General features: G+C 60.7%; 16 protein-coding genes and 1 riboswitch. Of the genes, 10 read left to right on the top strand and 6 right to left on the bottom strand.

Annotated elements, in window-relative coordinates; translation table 11 throughout:
* Positions 1-48 precede the first annotated feature (48 nt).
* Positions 49-1,077 (bottom strand): FecCD family ABC transporter permease, encoded by a 1,029-nt coding sequence (locus OF385_RS01500; protein ID WP_264276657.1) that lies wholly within the window; start codon positions 1,075-1,077, stop codon positions 49-51.
* Entirely contained in the window at positions 1,074-2,108 is a 1,035-nt protein-coding gene (locus tag OF385_RS01505; RefSeq protein ID WP_264276658.1) for an iron chelate uptake ABC transporter family permease subunit, read from the bottom strand. Before OF385_RS01505 ends, OF385_RS01500 begins: the two co-directional genes overlap by 4 nt.
* A gap of 124 nt (positions 2,109-2,232) precedes the next feature.
* On the opposite strand from OF385_RS01505, the gene OF385_RS01510 reads away from it, so the two are divergent.
* A complete protein-coding gene (locus OF385_RS01510) occupies positions 2,233-3,258 on the top strand; it encodes an ABC transporter substrate-binding protein (protein WP_264277835.1) in 1,026 nt (341 codons plus the stop codon).
* 78 nt (positions 3,259-3,336) lie between these two features.
* Here the strand turns inward: OF385_RS01510 and OF385_RS01515 are convergent, their stop codons facing one another.
* Together OF385_RS01515 and OF385_RS01520 are read right to left on the bottom strand one after the other, a co-directional pair.
* Complete coding sequence (locus OF385_RS01515; RefSeq protein WP_264276659.1) at positions 3,337-3,831, bottom strand: CoA-binding protein; 495 nt, start codon at positions 3,829-3,831, stop codon at positions 3,337-3,339.
* Positions 3,831-5,204: an O-acetylhomoserine aminocarboxypropyltransferase/cysteine synthase family protein gene (locus OF385_RS01520; RefSeq protein WP_264276660.1), complete on the bottom strand. Its 1,374-nt coding sequence runs from the start codon at positions 5,202-5,204 to the stop codon at positions 3,831-3,833. The genes OF385_RS01515 and OF385_RS01520 overlap by 1 nt, the downstream gene beginning before the upstream one ends.
* Positions 5,205-5,322: 118 nt before the next feature.
* A riboswitch (SAM riboswitch) is annotated at positions 5,323-5,417 on the bottom strand.
* Between the two features lie 111 nt (positions 5,418-5,528).
* Here OF385_RS01520 and OF385_RS01525 point away from each other — a divergent pair.
* The 3 genes from OF385_RS01525 to OF385_RS01535 all read left to right on the top strand — a co-directional run bounded on the left by OF385_RS01525 (position 5,529) and on the right by OF385_RS01535 (position 7,309).
* Entirely contained in the window at positions 5,529-6,089 is a 561-nt protein-coding gene (locus tag OF385_RS01525; protein ID WP_264276661.1) for a histidine phosphatase family protein, read from the top strand.
* 96 nt (positions 6,090-6,185) lie between these two features.
* Positions 6,186-6,677, top strand: a complete 492-nt coding sequence (locus OF385_RS01530) for an RNA polymerase sigma factor (RefSeq protein WP_264276662.1) — start codon at positions 6,186-6,188, stop codon at positions 6,675-6,677.
* Positions 6,678-6,679: 2 nt separating this feature from the next.
* A complete protein-coding gene (locus OF385_RS01535) occupies positions 6,680-7,309 on the top strand; it encodes a methylated-DNA--[protein]-cysteine S-methyltransferase (RefSeq protein ID WP_264276663.1) in 630 nt (209 codons plus the stop codon).
* Between the two features lie 8 nt (positions 7,310-7,317).
* On the opposite strand, the gene OF385_RS01540 is transcribed toward OF385_RS01535, so the two are convergent.
* A complete protein-coding gene (locus OF385_RS01540) occupies positions 7,318-8,154 on the bottom strand; it encodes a shikimate dehydrogenase family protein (protein WP_264276664.1) in 837 nt (278 codons plus the stop codon).
* Between the two features lie 180 nt (positions 8,155-8,334).
* On the opposite strand from OF385_RS01540, the gene OF385_RS01545 reads away from it, so the two are divergent.
* The 6 genes from OF385_RS01545 to OF385_RS01570 all read left to right on the top strand — a co-directional run bounded on the left by OF385_RS01545 (position 8,335) and on the right by OF385_RS01570 (position 16,517).
* On the top strand, positions 8,335-9,672 hold the full coding sequence (locus tag OF385_RS01545) for an MFS transporter (protein WP_264276665.1): 1,338 nt from the start codon (positions 8,335-8,337) through the stop codon (positions 9,670-9,672).
* 452 nt (positions 9,673-10,124) lie between these two features.
* Positions 10,125-11,507, top strand: coding sequence for a protoporphyrinogen/coproporphyrinogen oxidase (locus OF385_RS01550; protein ID WP_264276666.1), 1,383 nt, complete (start codon positions 10,125-10,127; stop codon positions 11,505-11,507).
* A 112-nt stretch (positions 11,508-11,619) separates the two neighbouring features.
* Positions 11,620-13,104, top strand: coding sequence for an alanine/glycine:cation symporter family protein (locus OF385_RS01555; RefSeq protein ID WP_264276667.1), 1,485 nt, complete (start codon positions 11,620-11,622; stop codon positions 13,102-13,104).
* A 72-nt stretch (positions 13,105-13,176) separates the two neighbouring features.
* Positions 13,177-13,857, top strand: coding sequence for a GntR family transcriptional regulator (locus OF385_RS01560; protein WP_264276668.1), 681 nt, complete (start codon positions 13,177-13,179; stop codon positions 13,855-13,857).
* Positions 13,858-14,111: 254 nt separating this feature from the next.
* A complete protein-coding gene (gene dapA / locus OF385_RS01565) occupies positions 14,112-15,017 on the top strand; it encodes a 4-hydroxy-tetrahydrodipicolinate synthase (protein ID WP_264276669.1) in 906 nt (301 codons plus the stop codon).
* A 9-nt stretch (positions 15,018-15,026) separates the two neighbouring features.
* A complete protein-coding gene (locus OF385_RS01570) occupies positions 15,027-16,517 on the top strand; it encodes an aminobutyraldehyde dehydrogenase (RefSeq protein ID WP_264276670.1) in 1,491 nt (496 codons plus the stop codon).
* A gap of 78 nt (positions 16,518-16,595) precedes the next feature.
* Here OF385_RS01570 and katG read toward each other — a convergent pair whose 3' ends face one another.
* Positions 16,596-18,776, bottom strand: coding sequence for a catalase/peroxidase HPI (gene katG / locus OF385_RS01575; protein WP_264276671.1), 2,181 nt, complete (start codon positions 18,774-18,776; stop codon positions 16,596-16,598).
* Positions 18,777-18,822 lie beyond the last annotated feature (46 nt).

Below are 18,822 nucleotides of genomic sequence, written 5' to 3' on the forward strand. Positions count from 1 at the left end.
TTTATCTGTGTTTGCGTGGGTTTTGCGTGCCCATCAGAGGATCCGGTGCTACCCGCGCACCCGCCGGGTGCCCCGGTTGAGCAGGTACACCAGGTAGATCCCGCCAAGGCAGACGGTGACGATCCCGACGGGCAGCTGGATGGGGGCGAAGAGGCGCTGGGCCAGCAGATCTCCCCAGGCCAGCAAGAAGGCCCCGGTCAGGGCCGTGGGAATCAGGTTCAACCCGCCCCCGCCGACCAGGCGCCGGGCCAGCTGCGGGGCCACCAGTGCCACGAACGCAATGGGGCCGGCCACCGCGGTCACCGCCGATACCAGCGCTACGGCCAGCACGACCAGCACAAGCCTGGCGCGCTCGACCCTCATGCCCAGGGCGCTGGCCAGGTCATCGCCCATTTGCAGCATCTGCAGCGATGGCGAGCCGAGCAATACCGCAGCCAGGGAAGGCAGCGCGAGAAGCGCCACGGGAACGACTCCGGCCCAGGTCACCCCGTTCAGGGTTCCGGCGCCCCACACGGCGGCGGCCATGGCCACATCAAGTTCCGCGCGCAGCACCAGATAGTGGTTGAACGAGGCGAGCACCGCGGACACGCCGATCCCCACCAGAATCAGCCGGAACCCGTGGGTGCCGTTGCGCCAAGCCAGCAGGTACACCACGAGAGCCGTGAGCAGTCCGCCGGCCAGCGCACCGAAGCTGGTGGCCAGGAAGCCGCCGCCGGCCACGGTCAACGACACCAGTGCACCGGTGTACGCGCCGGTGGAGAAGCCGATGATATCGGGAGAGCCCAGCGGGTTGCGGGTCAGCGTCTGGAAGACCGCGCCGGAGACGGCCAAGGCCGCGCCGAAGAGCAGCGCGGCGACCGCCCGCGGCATGCGCCATTGCCACACCACGGTGATCTCCAGCCCCTCGCCGCCGCCGCAGAGGATCTGCACGACCCGCCAGGGGCTGAGCGCATACTCGCCGCCGGACACCGCGAGGATGGTGCCCAGCAGCGCGGCGGCCGCCAAGGCCAGTCCGATCGAGCGGGCACGGGTCGGGCGCTTGGGCCCGCGGGTCGTGGGGGGCGCAACGATGCTCACAGGGACGCCGCCTTGGGGCTGCGGGCCAGCGCGATCAGCAGCGGCGCGCCAATGAACGCGCAGACCACGCCGGCTTGGAGTTCGCCGGGAAGCATGACGCGGCCCAGCACGTCCGCGACCAGCAGGAGCATCGGCGCCAGCAGGCAGGTGTAGGCCAGGACCCAGGGGGTTGAGGATCCAGCGAGCCGGCGTGCGGCGTGCGGAGCCATCAGGCCGATGAAGCCGATCGCGCCCACCGCAGCGGTGGCAGAGGCGGCCAAGAGGGTCAGGGCAATCAGCCCCAGGATGCGCGTGGCGCGCACGTTGATGCCCAGCGCGGTGGCCGCGTCGTCGCCCAGCGCCAAACCGTCCAGCGACCGCGCGCACAGCGCCGCAAGCAGGATTCCGGCGCCGGTGAGCAGTGCCAGCGGCACCAGGATGGAGGCATCCCTGCCTTGCAGCGAGCCGATGGTCCAGGCGCGCAGCTGGTCGAAAGCCTGTGGCCGCACCAGGGACAGGGCGGTGCCCAGCCCCGTGAAGATCGCGCCGATGGCCACCCCCGAGAGCACCAGGCGCACCGGGTCCGATGCCCCGGCCCCGGGGCGGCCGATCAGGTAGACCAGGCCCGCTGTGAACAGCGCCCCGAGAAAGGCGAAGGCGGCATAGCCGGAGAACCCCGAGACCCCGAAGAATCCGACCGCGGTCACGATGGCCAGCGAGGCGCCGGCATTCACGCCCAGGATGCCCGGTTCGGCCAGCGGATTGCGGGTCAGCGACTGGGCGAGTAAGCCGGCCGCACCGAGCCCGGCGCCGGCGAGGATCGCCAGCAGGGCGCGCGGCAGGCGCGAGGACAGGATCAGGCTGCGATCCACGGATTGCGTGGAATCCGCCAGCGCCGCATGGAGCTGCTCAAGGGTCAGGGTCTTGGACCCGATGCCCAGCGATACGGCGGCCAGCGTGGCCAGCAGCACCGCCAGCAGTCCGAGAATCAGCACATGCTTGCCCAGCGGCTTGCTGTGTTGCAGCTCATCGGGGGGAAATAAGGTCTTCACGGTAGGGGGATCGCACTTTCACGCTTTGAACGGTGACTGGAACACCTTATCGCGGATCCGTAATAGATGATGCTTGCCTATCAATGAACACCCGCTAATACGGTATATTGGCGTTGTGAATTTATTGAACACTCGTACTTCGTGGGGCCGCACGATTCTCGGCGCCACCGCCGCCCTCCTAGTGGCCGCCACCGCCGGCTGCGGCGCAGCCACCAGCACTCCGGACGCCAACGCCGGCAACAAGGACGTTGCCGTTGGCGGCCAGAGCTTCACCACCGCGGATGAGGAAACCGCCAAATTCGGCTCAGAGGCCGAAGCCGGCCAGTTCCCCCGCACCGTGGTCCACGCCAACGGCACCACCGAGATCCAGGCCAAGCCGCAGCGCGTCGTCGTGCTGGACACCGGGGAGCTGGATGCGGTGCTCTCCCTGGGCATCACCCCGGTGGGCATCCCCTCCACCGAGGGCGCGAACTCGGTGCCGAGCTACCTGGCCGACGAGGTCAAGGACGCCAAGACCGTGGGCACCATCCAGGAACTGAACCTCGAGGCCATTGCCGCGCTGAACCCGGATCTGATCATCGGATCCCAGCTGCGCGCGGACAAGCTGTACAGCCAGCTCAACGAGATCGCCCCGACGGTCTTCTCCATCCGCCCAGGCTTCCCCTGGAAGGAGAACTTCCTGCTGGCCGGTGAGGCGCTGGGCGAGGAGACCAAGGCCGTTTCGGTGCTGAATGACTACCAGGCCAAGGCCACCGCGCTGAACGAGGATGTCGAAGGGGACCCGGAGATCTCGCTGCTGCGCTTCATGCCGGAGAAGATCCGCCTGTACGCCAACAAGTCGCTGATCGGCGTGATTCTGGCCGACGCCGGGTTCTCCCGTCCGGATAACCAGGACATCGACGATCTGGCCGTCGAAATCTCCGCGGAGAACCTGGCCGATGCCGATTCCGACTGGCTGTTCTACACCTCCTACGGAACCCCTGAAGCCACCGGAGAGAAAGCCGCGGTCGAGGGCCCGCTATGGGGCCAATTGCAGGCGGTCAAGAACAACCAGGCCATCCGCGTGAACGACGACGTCTGGTTCCTGGGCCTGGGGCCAACCGGCGCGAATCAGGTTCTCGACGATCTGCGCGGCTATCTGGTCAAGTAGCCTCATCCGATAGCAGCAACGGCTGCGCCGCCCTCGCGCATGCGAGGGCGGCGCAGCCGTTGCCGTTCCGGGCCGGGTCTAGGCGAGCACCTGGCGCTTGGATGAAATCACGCCGGTATTGAAGCCGGCCAGGCGCAGCCCGCCATGGAAACGGGCATGCTCGATCTTGACGCAACGATCCATCACCACGTTCATCCCGGCCGCTTCGGCCCGGCGTGCCACGTCTTCATGCCATGAACCCAGCTGGAGCCACAGGGTCTTCGCGCCCGCTGCCAAGGCCTCGTCCAAAACCGAGGGCAGGTCATCGTGCTTGCGGAAGACCTCCACCAGGTCCGGGGTCTCTGGCAGATCTGCCAGGGACTTGTAGACCGGCTGGCCCAAGATCTCATCAAGTACCGGGTTGATGAAGTACACCTTGTACTTGGACGAGGACAGCAGGTAGGTCGCCACGAAGTAGCTGGCCCGCGAGGGCTTATTGGAAGCGCCCACGATCGCAATGGTCTTGGTGTCGCGCAGGATGCCCAGACGCTCGGCCGCGCCCGGACCCTCCCAGGTTCGTTCGGTGGTGCTCATTAGTTGGCTCCCTTCGATGCTGCAGGAATGGCGCACGCGGCACCGTCATAGGTGGGTGCCGCAAATTCTTCGGCGGAAGCAGCCGCAGCTTCCTGCGAAGCGGTCAATGCCTGGTCGAGGTCCCAGATAATGTCCTCGACATCTTCCAGGCCTACCGACAAGCGGATCAGGTCTTCAGGAACGCCGGCGGCAACCAGCTGGCCGGCGCTCAGCTGCTGGTGGGTGGTGGAAGCGGGGTGCAGCACCAAGGTGCGGGCATCGCCGATGTTCGCCAGGTGGCTGGCCAGCTGCAAGGCTTCGATGAACTTGGAGCCGGCGTCGCGTCCGCCCTTCACGCCGAAGCTGAAGACCGAGCCGACACCCATCGGCAGCAGTTCCTGGGCGTGGGCATGCTGCGGGTGCGATTCCAGGCCCGCGTAGTTCACATAGGTGACGCGCGGGTCTGCTGCGAGCCATGCGGCAACCTGCTTGGCATTGGCCAGATGGTTGTCCATGCGCTGCGGCAGGGTTTCCAGACCCTGGAGCAGCTGGAACGCCGACTGGGCGGGGAGCGCCGGGCCGAAGTCGCGCAGCTGTTCGCTGCGCAGCTTGGTCAGGAAGCCGTACTCGCCGAAGTTGGCCCACCAGGAGACATTGCCGTAGCTGGCCACCGGTTCTGTCATGGCAGGGAACTTGCCATTGCCCCAATTGAACTTGCCGGACTCCACCACCACGCCGCCCAGGGTCGTGCCGTGGCCGCCGATGAACTTGGTTGCCGAGTGGATCACGATATCGGCACCGTGCTCAATCGGGCGCAAGATGTATGGGGGAGTGAGCGTGGAGTCGACAACCAGCGGGATCAGGTGGCGGTGCGCCACCTCGGCCAGGCCTATGAGGTCGGCGATATCGCCCGAAGGATTGGCTACCACTTCGGTGTAGACGGCCTTGGTGTTCTCCTGGATGGCGGCCTCGAAGTCGGCTGGATCATTGGAGTCGATGAAGGTCGTGTTGATGCCGAAGCGGCGCAGCGAAACGTCCAGCTGGGTGATGGTTCCGCCATAGAGCTTGGAGGAGGCCACGATGTGGTCCCCGGCCTGGGCAAGGGCGGCGAAGGTGACGAACTCGGCGGCCATGCCGGAACCGGTGGCTACTGCGCCGATGCCGCCTTCCAGGGAAGCCATGCGCTCTTCGAAAGCGGCGACGGTCGGGTTGCCGATGCGCGAGTAGATGTTGCCGTATTTCTGCAATGCGAAAAGGTTGGCTGCATCATCGGCATCTTTGAAGACGAATGAGGTGCTCTGATAGATGGGCACTGCGCGGGCGCCGTGCTCGGCATCGGGGGTGCCACCGGCGTGCAATGCGCGGGTGCGGAATCCAAACTGATGATCTGCCATGATGGCTTACGACTCCTTGTCGATTGGGTTTTCGCGATTCACCGCCAGGCGGTGGCGCGATCGAGGCAGGAATCCCGGAATCAATGTCGCTTCCTGTTTTGCTTAAACAGGAAAAGCGGCTGCATCGTTTCTGGCGGTAGCACCGTAACCACCGGATGTGGCAGGTTGCTGCGGCTTCATCGAACCAGATCTCTCAGCCGCTCGGGATGGTGTAACAATCTTCGCAACATGACCGTTCGTGACCTAACTATGAGTCTTAACGTTGCGTATTGGACGTAATATCGGAGATTCTTCGATATGCATGCTCGCCGGTACGCTGGACTCATGGAAACTGCGCTGGTGTTGATCAGACATGGACTGACCGATTGGAATCTGGCCGGCCGCCTCCAAGGGCGTACCGACATTCCACTGAATGACACCGGACGCGAGCAAGCCCGCGGTGTCGGCCGCGAATTGGAAGGCCAGGGGTTCTCCTTGATCCTCGCTTCGCCTCTGGGCCGTGCCCGGGAAACCGCTGCATTGATTGCCGAGGAATTAAGCGCAGGAACCGGCCAGCCGGTCCCGGAACTGATCGAGCGCGGTTTCGGGCCATTGGAAGGCCGGATCATGGCCGAGGTCTCCGACGAGGAATCAGCGTCGTTGCAGTCCCAGCTGGAACCCATCGACGATATCCTGCGCCGGGCGGTTCCCGCTTTGATTGACCTGTCGGTGGAACATGCCGGGAAGAAGGTGGCCGTGGTGAGCCATGGCGCAACCATGCGCGCCATCCGTGATGCACTGGCTGGAACCAAGCTGCCACGAGGCGTGGAGAACGGCGAGATCATCCAGATCAATATCCAGCGCCTCAACGAATTGGCTGAAGAACTCGATTTGGTCAGCTGCTAGGCGCTGAAAATTTTTCTTCCCTGGAACCTCACACTTTTGCTGTGCACTACGTTTACATGGTGAAAGCCCGTTGCGGCGCCAATCTTCAGGAGAGCCATGCAAGTACCGTTTGAGCGGATAGTCCAGGATTATGGGCTGAACGTATTGCGGATTTGCCGTGCTCTGCTAGATGAACACCGTGCACAAGATGCCTGGTCTGAAACGTTTCTTTCCGCGCTTAAGGCCTATCCGCAGCTTGCTGAGGACGCAAACGTATTAGCCTGGCTTGTGCGCATCGCCCGGAACAAGGCCATCGATGAGCTGCGCAAGAACAAGCCGGAAATTCTAGATGACCATCTGCAGTGGGAACATGCTGATGACCAGGTGAACCTCGGTAAAGAAGCGGACAACCTGCAGCTGTGGAAGGAAGTGGCAAAACTTCCGCAGAAGCAACGAATGGTCGTTGGCTACAGGTATCTCGGCGGTCTGAGCTACACGCAGATAGCCCAGCTAGTTTCTGGCAGCGAGGCCTCCGCACGACGTGCAGGCAGCGACGGGATCAAAAACCTTCGCCGAATACTCGGCGATGACTCACTGTGGCAGGAGTAGTCATGACGCAGGCAAAACCCAACTCATCGGCGACCGTAGAGGAAGCTGAGCTTTTGGCACAGCTTGGAAAAGAACTTCGGGTGAAAGCGAAGGCGGCGGACCTGATGGATGTTTCTTACCGGGTGATTGATAGCCCCATCGGCTCGCTCCTGCTGGCCAGTACTCCAGCTGGTCTGGTGCGGGTGGCTTTCGAGAGCGAAGATCACGACAAGATTCTTGAGGCACTGAGCCAGAAACTCAGCCCGCGAATCTTCGAAGACCCTTCGCGACTTGATACTGTCGTCCGGCAACTCGATGAGTACTTTGCCGGAACCCGGCACAACTTCGATGTGCCTTTGGATCTGAAGCTCTCCACTGCTTTCCGCCGCCAGGTGCAATTAGAACTGGGCGAAATTGGCTACGGGCAAACGTGGAGCTATTCGCAGATGGCAGAGCATATCGGCAACCCCAAGGCGGTGCGGGCCGTGGGTTCAGCTTGCGCGACCAATCCGATTCCCATTGTCCTGCCATGCCACCGGGTGCTGCGCACCGATGGGTCACTCGGTGGATACCTGGGCGGGCTGGAAACGAAAAGTCAATTGCTGAAGCTGGAGAATCCAGAGTTCGGTGGCGCAATGAGCACCCTGTTCTAAGCCATAGCTCAGTAGCTATCGCGGATGCGCTTCAGGGATAGCCGCAGCTGGGCTGCGGTCTGTTCCCCCAAGCCCAGCAGTGGAATCATCGCTTCGGCTTGAAGCAGCAAGTGCTCCCAGCCGTCGGAATATTCCAGACCCTGATCAATGGCCGACAGGATTGTTCCCGTGACGTGCTCGCAGTACACGAAGTCATAGACAAAAGTTCCAGGCCTGAGCCGGGCTTTGCCCCAAGGTGCCGGGTCTTTTGGATCCTTGCCGATGGGTGTGGCGTTGATGATCAGCGTGGCTTGAGTGGCGGCTTCGGCAACCTGTGAAAAATCTACGGTCCTGCCCGGGATTCCCATGCCTTTTGCCAGGGTCAGCAGCTCTTCGGCGACATCCCGGTGTCGGTCCGTGATGATGATGGTGCCGATGCGTCCCTTGAGCGCAACCAGCGCTGCGCGAGCGGCGCCACCTGCGCCGAGCAGCAAAACGTGGTCGTGGGATTTGGTGGCGAGTCCGGTTTCAACGGCGATTAGATCCGTGTTGTAGGCAGACAGCTGATCGTCCTGCCGAATCAACAGGTTTGCTGCGCCGCTGAGGCTGACCTGTTCTGAGCGTTCGTCCGCGATGGCCGCGGCCCACTGCTTGTGGGGCATGGTCACGTTGGCGCCAATGACATCCGCGGCGAGCAATCCATTGCGGACATCTTGCATTTCGCCTTGCGCGGGCACGTCCCAAGGCTGGTAGGTCCAGCAGTTGCCAAGTTCTTCGAATACCGGATTCCAGAGATCGGACGACATGGTGTGGGAGGCGTGGGACCCGATGATGAATAGTCGTGTTGCGTTGTCCTCGTAACTCATAGTTGTCCTTCCGAGACGAATCGGAGCAGTGTTGATGACGCGGGCCAATAAGCATCTTGTGATGCGCCTCACCTTTGCTGTACCTTATCTATTGTCGCATATCGCACAGATGTGCGCATTACGTACAAAAGCATGAGTGCAGGACGTGAAGCATCCCCGCTGCTGTGGAAGGACACCCCCATGAGCATGACCACCAACCGGACGAGCGTGAGCCTCGATGAGGATCAGCAACGCAAGCTCAAGCGCGCCAAGAAAGCGGCGCTCGCAGGATTCCTTGGCGGTGCGTTGGAATACTACGACTTCTTCATCTACGCGACCGCGGCGTCGCTGATCTTCTCCAAGATTTTCTTCCCGGCCGGGGATGCAACCGTTGCGCTGCTGGCCTCATTCGCCACCTTCGGCGTCGCTTACATTGCCCGCCCCTTCGGGGCAGTCGTCTTCGGACATCTCGGTGACAGGCTTGGACGCAAGGCAACGCTCGTGATGACCCTGGTCCTGATGGGCTCGGCTACCTTTCTCATTGGCGTGCTCCCTGATTTCTCGACCGCCGGATACTGGGCGCCGGCGCTGCTGGTGATCCTGCGCTTGTTGCAGGGATTGTCTGCGGGCGCGGAAACGGCCGGGGCTTCGGCGCTGTCGACCGAGGAGGCGCCCGAAGGCCGCCGGGGCTTTTTCGCCAGCTTTGCCATGAGCGGCATTTCCTTTGGCATCGTCCTCGCTTCGCTCGCGTTCCTCCCGGTGGCGGCGATGGAAGAATCGGCGCGATTGGCCTGGGGCTGGCGAATTCCATTCTGGCTCTCGCTGTTGGTTCTCGTTGCCGCCTACCTGGTGCGCCGTTCCCTGGAAGAGCCCGAGGTCTTCGAGGAGAAGCAGGAAGCCGACGCCACCCTCAAGCTGCCATTCACCAAGATGATCACCACCCACCCGGCGCAATTCGTCCAGGTCGCGCTGATGTCCTTCCAGGTCGTGACCAATACGTTCATGCAATCCTTCGGCTTGGCCTATGCCGTGTCCGTAGGAGTTCCGGCGGCCACCATGCTGTGGGTGAGTATCGCCGGCAACATCATTGCCATAGCCAGCCAGCCATTTTTCGCGCGGCTCTCTGACATCTTCGGTCGCAAGAAGGTCTTTATCGCCGGTGTCATCGGATCCGGGGCCATGATCTTTGTGTACTTCCTGACGATTTCCACCGGAAGCCTGGCCATGATCTTCGTTTCCAGCATGCTGATCACCGCAGGAACCTACGCCGCCTCGAACTCGGTCTACCCGGCCTGGTTCTCCGAGCTGTTCAATGTGAAGGTGCGCTATTCGGGAATGGCCATCGGACTGCAGATCGGAATCCTCTGTGCCGGCTTCACCCCGATGCTGGCCACTGCTCTCGTGGGCGGAGTGACGGCCAATTGGGGTCCTGCCGCATGGATCGTGGCAGCTTCTTCGGTCCTGGCGATGATTGGCGCTGCCTGGGCTCGCGAAACCAGCAAGACTGATCTGCGGGAACTGGGCAACCCTGTTCCTTGAGAGCATGACCTTCTTGGCGCATGCCAGCAGGACTATGGCTGCTGCTATCCGATTTCTTAGGGTAGCAGCAGCCATATTCGCTTTCCGGCGTTGATCCGCTGTCGCCGCTTCGGGTGTTTCCGGCAGTCGTAGGACGTGCAAAATACGCACCTGACTAACGAATGGGCTGCTGGATGGATCCCCTGTTGCTGGGGTCGGGAGCAGGATCCAGGCGAGAATTATCGGCAAACCCCTTGCGTGATATGTGATCACAAATTACAGTTACTGTGAGTGGCGTTACATTGAATGTGTGCTCGACATTCATTGGCAATGCGATTGCGAAGTTGGCACACGGTTCATTGGCGAACAACTGATCCGCAGTGTAGTTGCGGCATTCAGCCTGCGTCCCCACACATTTTCTCGCGCGTTCCGCGTGCTGTTTGTCGACCCTGAAATTAAGGAGAAGTGTTCTCATGAAGGACGTTGTAATTGTTGGAGCAGGCCTTGCCGGTCTTTCCGCCGGGTGGCGTTTGCGCCATTGGGACACGCTGCTGCTGGAGGCGGATGACCGGGTGGGCGGTCGAATCAAGTCCGAGCGGCGAGGCGCCTACTGGCTGAACTGGGGCGGCCATGTGTTCGCTGGAGAAAATTCTTCGACCGAGTCGCTGCTGAATGAAGTCGGCGTGAGCGCGGTCAATATCCCCGGCTCGCTGCAGGCCATGTCGATGAATGGGAAATTCCTCAAGAACGGGCATATCGCCACCTACCCCTTGCGGCTGCCGATGAGCCTGAGCGATCGCATCGCCACGTTCAGGGGCGGACTCAAGGTGGTTGCCGGGGTCGCAAAATACACCTCGGTGGTCAGGAAGCGTGCCGGCGAGTCTGGCGCGTCGCGGCAGCAGCGAATCTACGACTTCGAGAATGAGCGTACATTCCAGGACTTCATCGGCGATTTGCCCCAGGATCCTGCTTCGCTCTTCAAGACCACGGTGACACGTTCGGCCGGAACCATGGACCAGATTTCTGCGGGCGCGGGCATTGGCTATTTCAGTCTGGTTCTCGGCTTCGGGCAGGGGTTGAACAAGGGGATCGTCGGCGGCCCCTCGACCTTGACTGAAAGCATCGCGGCGGCGCTTGATGGCCGGATTGAGCGGGGGGCGAGAGTCCAAGAAGTGGTCCATAAGCCCAATTCCGTTCTGGTGCGATACCAGCAATCCGGGCAGATGCATGAGGTCGAAGCACGCACCGTCATCCTTGCCACTACAGCAGATGTTTCGCATCGGATCGGTGTCGACCTGCCGCACGAACTGCAGGACGCGTTGTCGCAAATCAAGTACGGCCCGCACGTGAGTACGGCCTTCCTCACCGATGAAACTTCGGCACGGCACTGGGATGACATCTACGCCATTGCGGCACCCAAGCGTTCCTTTGCCATTGCGCTGAACCAAGCCAGCATCGTGCGCGGAAGTGAATCCTCCCGCCAGCCCGGTGGCAGCATGATGACCTTCTCCCCGGCTGACCTTGGCCAAGCGCTATTGGAGAAACCCGACAACGAAGTCATCGAAACCCATCTGAAAGATCTGGATGAGGTGCTGGGCGGACAGTTTGCCGATTCCGTCATCGAAGCGAAAACTGAACGCTGGAAGGTTGCCTCGCCGTATTCCTTCCCGGGCCGCGCTAAATTGCAAAGCACCCTGATGCGAGGTACCGATCGGGTGTTCCTGGCCGGTGACTTCATGGGCACCTTGTACACGGAATCCTCGGTGACCTCTGGTTTCTCAGCAGCCCAGAATGCCGCCAGCGTGCTGGCCACCCATCGGCAAAGCCCCAGGCTAGAGGTCCGGGAAGCGGTATAGCCACCAGCGAGTCGAGCGCTCATCACGAAAGACCGCGGCACATCGCATCTTAGATCGCGGAGTTCAAGAACCAAGTTTCACGATTCACGACAAGGAAAGAGAGCAGGGCAAAATGGAAAATTTTGACTTCGCAGAGCTCTTGTCACGGGTTTCCGACGCACTGTGGGGACCTATGGCGTACGTTGTACTGGGGTTGGGCATTGCCTACTCCGTAGCGACCAAGGGGGTGCAGTTCACCCGCATCCCGGACATGTTTCGCCAATTGCGCGAGAATGACGGAAGCCAAGGCGGCCTGTCGTCCTTCCAGGCTTTGGTCCTGGCATTGGCTTCCCGCGTCGGCGTAGGCAGTATCGCCGGTGTCGCCACCGCAATTTTTGCTGGCGGACCGGGCGCACTGCTATGGATGGCGGTGACCGGTTTGGTGGGCTGCACCGTCGGGTATGCCGAGGCCACGTTATCCCAGGCCTTCAAGCGAAGGGTGATGGATGAAGATCGGCAGAAGGCCAACGAAGACATCGGCGGCATGCCGTACTACATCAAGTACGGCCTCAAGTTGCCGAAGATTGGCGCTCTTGTCGGGGTGCTCGGTGTTGTCGGATACGGTGTGGTCTTCCCCGGATTCCAGGTCAATACGATTGCTGCGAGTGCAGAACTTGCTTTCAATATCCCATCATGGATCCCGGCAATCCTGGTGACCGTGCTGATCGCCGGGGTGATCTTCGGCGGCACGACTCGCCTGGTCAAGGTCACCCAGCTTCTCGTCCCGGTTCTTGCCGTCGGATATCTGATTCTTGCCCTGGTGGTCATTGCCTTGAATATCTCTGAAGTGCCTGCAGCACTGAAGCTTATCGTGCAATCGGCACTCGGGATTCATCCATTGCTGGGCGGCGTTGCCGGTGCGGCCGTGGCCTGGGGGGTGCGCCGTGCGGTATTTGCCTCATCCAATGGGCTCGGGGAAGCAACCTTCGCGGCGGCCGCGGCCCGGACGTCGCACCCGGCCAAGCAGGGCTTGGTGCAAACCTTCAGCATCTACATCGATGTTCTGCTCATTTGCATGGCCACGGGCCTGATGATGGTCGTTTCAGGCAAGTACAACGTATCCGACGGGGCCGGCGGCTTCTTGGTCAATAATGTTCCTGATATTGCCGCGGGAGCGAATTGGGTACAGGAGTCCATTGACAGCGTTGCGCCTGGATGGGGCGCCGGGTTCGTCGCGGTTGCGGTGCTGCTCTTCGGTTTCGCCTGCTTGCTCGCGTACTTCTACGTGGCTAATTCGAATCTGCTGTTCCTTCTTGACGGCAAGCCTGGGCACGGATGGAAGCTCGTGCTCAAAGTGGGTACCTTGGCCATTGTCTTCATCGGCTCGATTGCCGACGCCAAACTAATCTGGGCCGCTGGCGATATTGGCTTGGGACTGATCGCATGGGTCAATTTGATCTGCCTGGCCCTGCTGTTCCCTACAGTTCGCAAGATCCACGCGGACTACGAACGGCAACGGAAGCTTGGATTGAATCCCACATTCAATCCGACCAAGCTGGGCATCGATGGCGCCGACTTCTGGATTGAAACCGGAAACAAGGAATCACTCACGAAGTAGCACCAGCCGGCATGAAGTATCAAGATTGTCAGATATTGAATTCGTGATCACATCCATCGATAGAATATCGGCATGACCTTGAGCAAACTCGAACCAGGTGCCCTGATCGCCGATCAGGTATTCGACGCGATCCATCAGGGAATCACCAACGGTGATCTCGCGGCGGGGCAACGCCTCCGGATCAGGGATCTGGCCGATCAGCTTGGCACCAGTGTCATGCCGGTTCGCGACGCGATTCGCCGTTTGGAAGAGAGTGGACTTGTTGAGACCATTCCATACCGCGGGGCAGTGGTGCGCGCCTTTACCGCGCGCGAATTGCTCAATGTGTACGCCGTACGCAGGATCCTGGAGGTCGAAGCTGCCAAGCTCGGCGTAGCGCACGTAGGCAAGTCCGAGATGGCGGTCCTGAAGGACCAGTACGATTCAATGAAGGCCGCGCTGGCGGCAGGCGATTTGGCAGCATGTCTCGCGTTTGACGAGAAGTTCCTGAGTACCATTTACCTGGCCTCCGGGAATCCGGTATTGCATGAGTCTATTGAACGCCTGTGGATTCAATGCCGTGCCTATAAGCTGATCGGCGCCCGACGCGCAGTGGCCGAAGGCAAGTCGCGACTGCTCTGGGAGTTCCAGTCGAAGCTTCTTAAAGCAGTCAAGGCCCAGGATGCAGAACTGATAGCCGAGCTTACGGACCAGTCCATTTTGGCTGCGATGGAACGAATCCGTCAGGCGCTACCCGCAACCACGCAGAACTAGGGCGGGGACTCCCGGGCGCCCTTCGGACCAGGGAATCGAGTGCATTTCTTTATTCCCTTGTGTGATTTGTGATCACATATTACTGTTAAATGAGATCGCCGTTACATCGGAACGCATGGATGCATCCACGATCCTGCCTACCATCGCAGTCCCCTCTTGCCGTGAGGGAATCAAACAATTCAGCCGCCGGTGGCAATTGCTCTACCAAAAAGCACCTGGCGCAAACCAAATCATCAACTTAAGGAGTACCCAGCATGTCTGTCAATCTTCATGGAATCCTCACTGCACTTGTCGCTCCATTTGCCAGCGACGGCACATTGGATGAGCAAGGCCTCAAGAATCTCGTGGAACGCAGCATTGCCGGTGGCGTGAATGGGCTGGTGACCTGTGGCTCCACCGGTGAATTCAGCGCAATGACGCACGAGGAACGGAAGCGTGTCGTCGAAGTTGTCGTCCAAGCGGCTGCTGGGCGCGTCCCGGTAGTCGCGCAGACGGGAGCCACTACGGCTCGCGAGGCCATCGAGCTGACTCGCCACGCCGAACAGGTGGGCGCAGATGTGGTCATGATCGTGACTCCGTATTACGAGCCGATCAGCGAGGAAGAAACAGTTGACTACCTCAAGACCGTCGCCGCTTCAGTGGCCTTGCCGGTCATGCTGTACAACATTCCACCAGCCACCGGCATCAACCTCGACCCTGCCCTGGTGGAACGACTTGTCACTGAAATTCCAAACGTCCGCTACATCAAGGACTCCAGCGGAAACATGGAACAGGCATTGCAGCTGATTCATCATCTGGGGGACAAAATTGAAACCTACATCGGCTGGGATGTCTTGTCCCTTGCAGGGCTGCTGGAAGGTGCCGCTGGAATCGTCGCTGGCGCTGCCAACGTGGTGCCTCGCGAGCTTGCTGACGTTTACGCGGCGGTGAAAGACAATGATCTGGCTAAGGCTCGCGCCTTGTGGAACCAGGTCTATCCAGTCATTGATGGCCTGCTCACCGAACCATTTATCCCAGCCATCAAGGCAGCTCTCAAGATTCAGGGGCAAGACTTCGGCCAGCCACGCCTGCCAATCCATCCTGCCAGTGAAGAAACGACTGAACGCATCAAGAACTTGCTAGGACAGCTGGCCGAACGTGCGGTTTCGGCGAAGAACTAAGGACCAGACATGGAAACCAAAAGCACAGTGGAAGTTCGTCGAAGCGGGCAAGAACGTCCAACTCCCTCTTTGCCTCAGGCGGCCCTCTTTATTAACGGAGAATTTATCGCCGGTGAGAATGCCGAGACGTTCACGGTCATCAACCCGAGCACCGAAGAGAACATTATTGATGTTCCTCGCGCCAGTGCCCAAGACGTTGATCGTGCCGTTGTCGCAGCACACCAAGCATTCGCAAGCTGGGGCCGCACCCTTCCAGCTGAACGCGCGACGGTACTTCTCAATATTGCCCAGCGCATGGAGCAAGAACGCACACAGTTAATAGAGCTCGAATCGCTCAATACCGGTAAGCCTCAAGCAGTAGCCGAGGATGACGTAGATTCGGCAATTGACTCCTTCCGCTTTATGGCTGGAGCATTGCGCGCAGGCACCACCTTGGCGGCCGGCGAATACGCAAAAGACCACACCTCCGTGATCATCCGCGAACCTTTGGGAGTTATCGGTGCGGTGACTCCATGGAACTACCCACTACTCATGGGCGTCTGGAAAATCGCGCCTATTCTTGCAGCGGGGAACACCTTGGTCATCAAACCCTCGGAAACGACGCCACTGACCACGCTCAAGTTCGCAGAACTGACTGCAGACCTCTTACCAGCAGGTGTCTTTAACGTTTTGACGGGTCGTGGAGCGGTTGTCGGAGACCGGCTTGCATCGCATCCACAAGTTGCGATGATCGCGTTGACGGGTTCGGTGGGTAGCGGCCAATCGGTAGCCGCTGCCGCAGCGGATTCGGTGAAAAGGGTCCATCTGGAATTGGGCGGCAAAGCACCCGCTGTGGTCTTTGAGGACGCGGATATTGATGCGACGGTTGCAGGGCTACGGAACGGCGGTTTCTGGAATGCCGGCCAGGAATGCGGTGCAGCTTGCCGTGTACTGGTGCATGAGTCCATCGCCGAAGTCTTCACCTCGAAGTTGGCTGACGCGGTTTCCAGCCTGGTTGTGGGGGAGCCGGGCGCAGGAGACGAGGTGGAAATCGGTCCGCTGATTTCCCACGCTCATTACTCGCGCGTATTGGAACATCTGAAACTTGCTGAGCAAGAAGGCAATGAATTTGTCACCGGCGGACAAGCATTACCAACCAAGGGATACTTCATCGAGCCCACGGTCATCAAGGCATCGCAGGGAGCAACATGCACTCAGCAAGAGATCTTTGGCCCGGTGATTTCGGTAGAAACCTTCAGCAGCGAGGAAGAAGCCATTATTCGCGCCAATGAAGTTCCTTTCGGCCTCGCCGCGTCGGTGTGGACCAAGGATGCTCAGCGTAGCCACTATGTGGCTTCACGCCTCGACGCCGGGACCGTGTGGGTCAACGCGCACCTGGTTCTGGCCACCGAGATGCCATGGGGTGGTTTTAAGGGATCGGGGTACGGCCGAGATCTATCTGCCTATGCCTTGGATGACTATTCGAGAACCAAACACGTCATGCACAACATGTCCCGCTAAGCAGGGTAAGAACGACCGTGGCCGCGGCCTTCCAAATCATTTGGAAGGCCGCGGCCACGGTTTTGCGCTTAGGGCTACTTACTTGCGCAGCTCGAAGCGGTCCGCATCCATGAGCTTGGCCCATGCTGCGGCGAAGTCCTTGACGAACTTCTCCTTGGCGTCGTCCGAAGCGTAAACCTCGGCCAGTGCGCGCAGCTCGGAGTTCGAGCCGAAGACCAGGTCTACGCGGCTGCCGACCCAGCGGCCGTCAGTGGTTGCGTAGGTCTTCTCTTCTGCATCCGGGGTCCACTCCAGGCCCAGTTCCAGCAGGTTGGCGTAGAAGTCGTTGGTCAGTGCGCCTGGGGTCTCGGTGAACACGCCGGTGTTCGAACCGTCCCAGTTATTGCCCAGTACGCGCAGGCCGCCGAGCAGCACGGTGGTCTCTGGCGCGGTCAGGCCCAATAGGTTGGCGCGGTCCAGCAACAGGTACTCGGAAGGCAGGTTCAAGAAGCCCGAGTCGTAGTTGCGGAAGCCGTCAGCTACTGGCTCCAGCCATGCGAACTGCTCAACGTCGGTCTGCTCCTGGGTTGCGTCAACGCGACCTGGGGTGAAAGGAACCTCGATCTGCTGGCCGCCAGCGGCAGCGCCCAGCTCAACACCTACGTTGCCAGCCAGAACCACAACGTCAGCGAAGGAGGTCTTCACTGCAGAGGTGGCGTTGAAGGTGTCAACGATTTCTTCAAGCTTGGCAATGACTGGCTTCAGCTGCTCTGGCTGGTTCACGCTCCAGGAAACCTGCGGCTCAAGTCGGATGCGGCCGCCGTTGGCACCGCCGCGCTTGTCCGAGCTGCGGAAAGTTGCCGCAGCCTTCCAGGCGGTGGAAACCAGCTGCTGTACCGACAGGCCGGAGTTCTTGATCAGGTCCTTGAGGGCGGAAACCTCTGCAGCGCCCAGGGTGGTCTCCGGGGCGGCTGGCAGCGGATCCTGCCACAGCAGATCTTCTGCCGGAACCTCTGGACCGAAGTAGCGGGACTTCGGGCCCATGTCGCGGTGGGTGAGCTTGAACCAAGCGCGAGCGAAGGCATCAGCGAACTTCTCCTGATTGTCCTTGAACTCGCGGGAGATCTTCTCGTAAGCAGGATCTACGCGCAGTGCCAGGTCGCTGGTGAGCATGCGTGGTTCGCGGCGAACCGATGGGTTGTGCGCCATCGGGACCATGTCGGCTCCGCCATTGTCCTTCGGACGCCACTGCTGTGCGCCGGCTTCGGAGTGGAACAACTCCCACTCGTAAGCGAAGAGGATATGGAAGAACTCGTTGTCCCAACGGGTCGGGTGGTAGGTCCAGGTAACTTCCAGACCGGAGCCGATGGTGTCATCACCGTGGCCGGTGCCGAAGTCGGACTTCCAGCCAAGGCCCTGCATTTCCAGTGGAGCTGCTTCCGGGTCGCCGCTCTTGTGGGACTCGGCGCTGGCGCCGTGGGTCTTGCCGAAGGTGTGGCCACCGGCAATCAGGGCGACGGTTTCTTCGTCGTCCATGCCCATGCGGCGGAAGGTTTCGCGGATATCGATTGCCGAGGCCAGCGGGTCAGCAACGCCGTCCGGGCCTTCTGGGTTCACGTAGATCAGGCCCATCTGGACTGCTGCCAGAGGTGCTTCGAGGTTACGGGCGCCGGTGTAGCGTTCGCTATCCAGCCAGACCTTCTCAGGGCCCCAGTAGACATCGTCATCTGGCTCCCAAACGTCCTCGCGACCGCCGGCGAAGCCGAAGGTCTTGAAGCCCATGTCTTCCAGAGCCACGTTGCCGGCGAGGATGAACAGGTCGGCCCAGGAGATGGACTGGCCGTACTTCTTCTTCACAGGCCACAGCAGGCGACGGGCCTTGTCCAGGTTGACGTTATCCGGCCACGAGTTCAACGGCGCGAAACGCTGCTGGCCGGCGGAGCCGCCACCGCGGCCGTCGTGCGAGCGGTAGGTGCCGGCGGAGTGCCACGCCATGCGAATCAGGAAGGGGCCGTAATGGCCGAAGTCGGCTGGCCACCAGTCGTAGGACTTGGTCATCAGCTCGGCAAGGTCGGCTTTCACTGCTGCCAGGTCCAGGGCTTCGAAGGCCTTGATGTAATCGAAGTCCGCATCCAGGGGATTAGTGGCTTCCTGATTCTTTGCGAGAATCTTCAGATTCAGCTTGTTAGGCCACCATGCGGTGTTGGCGTTGCCCTGAGTAGGGTGTACCAGTCCGGCATTTCCCACTACTGGGCATTGTCCTGCTGTCGTCTCAGACATATGCTCTTCCTTTTGCGGTTTTTAGGGGTATAGGGTTCAAGGTCCA

This window comes from Glutamicibacter sp. JL.03c (assembly GCF_025854375.1).
Classification (GTDB): domain Bacteria; phylum Actinomycetota; class Actinomycetes; order Actinomycetales; family Micrococcaceae; genus Glutamicibacter.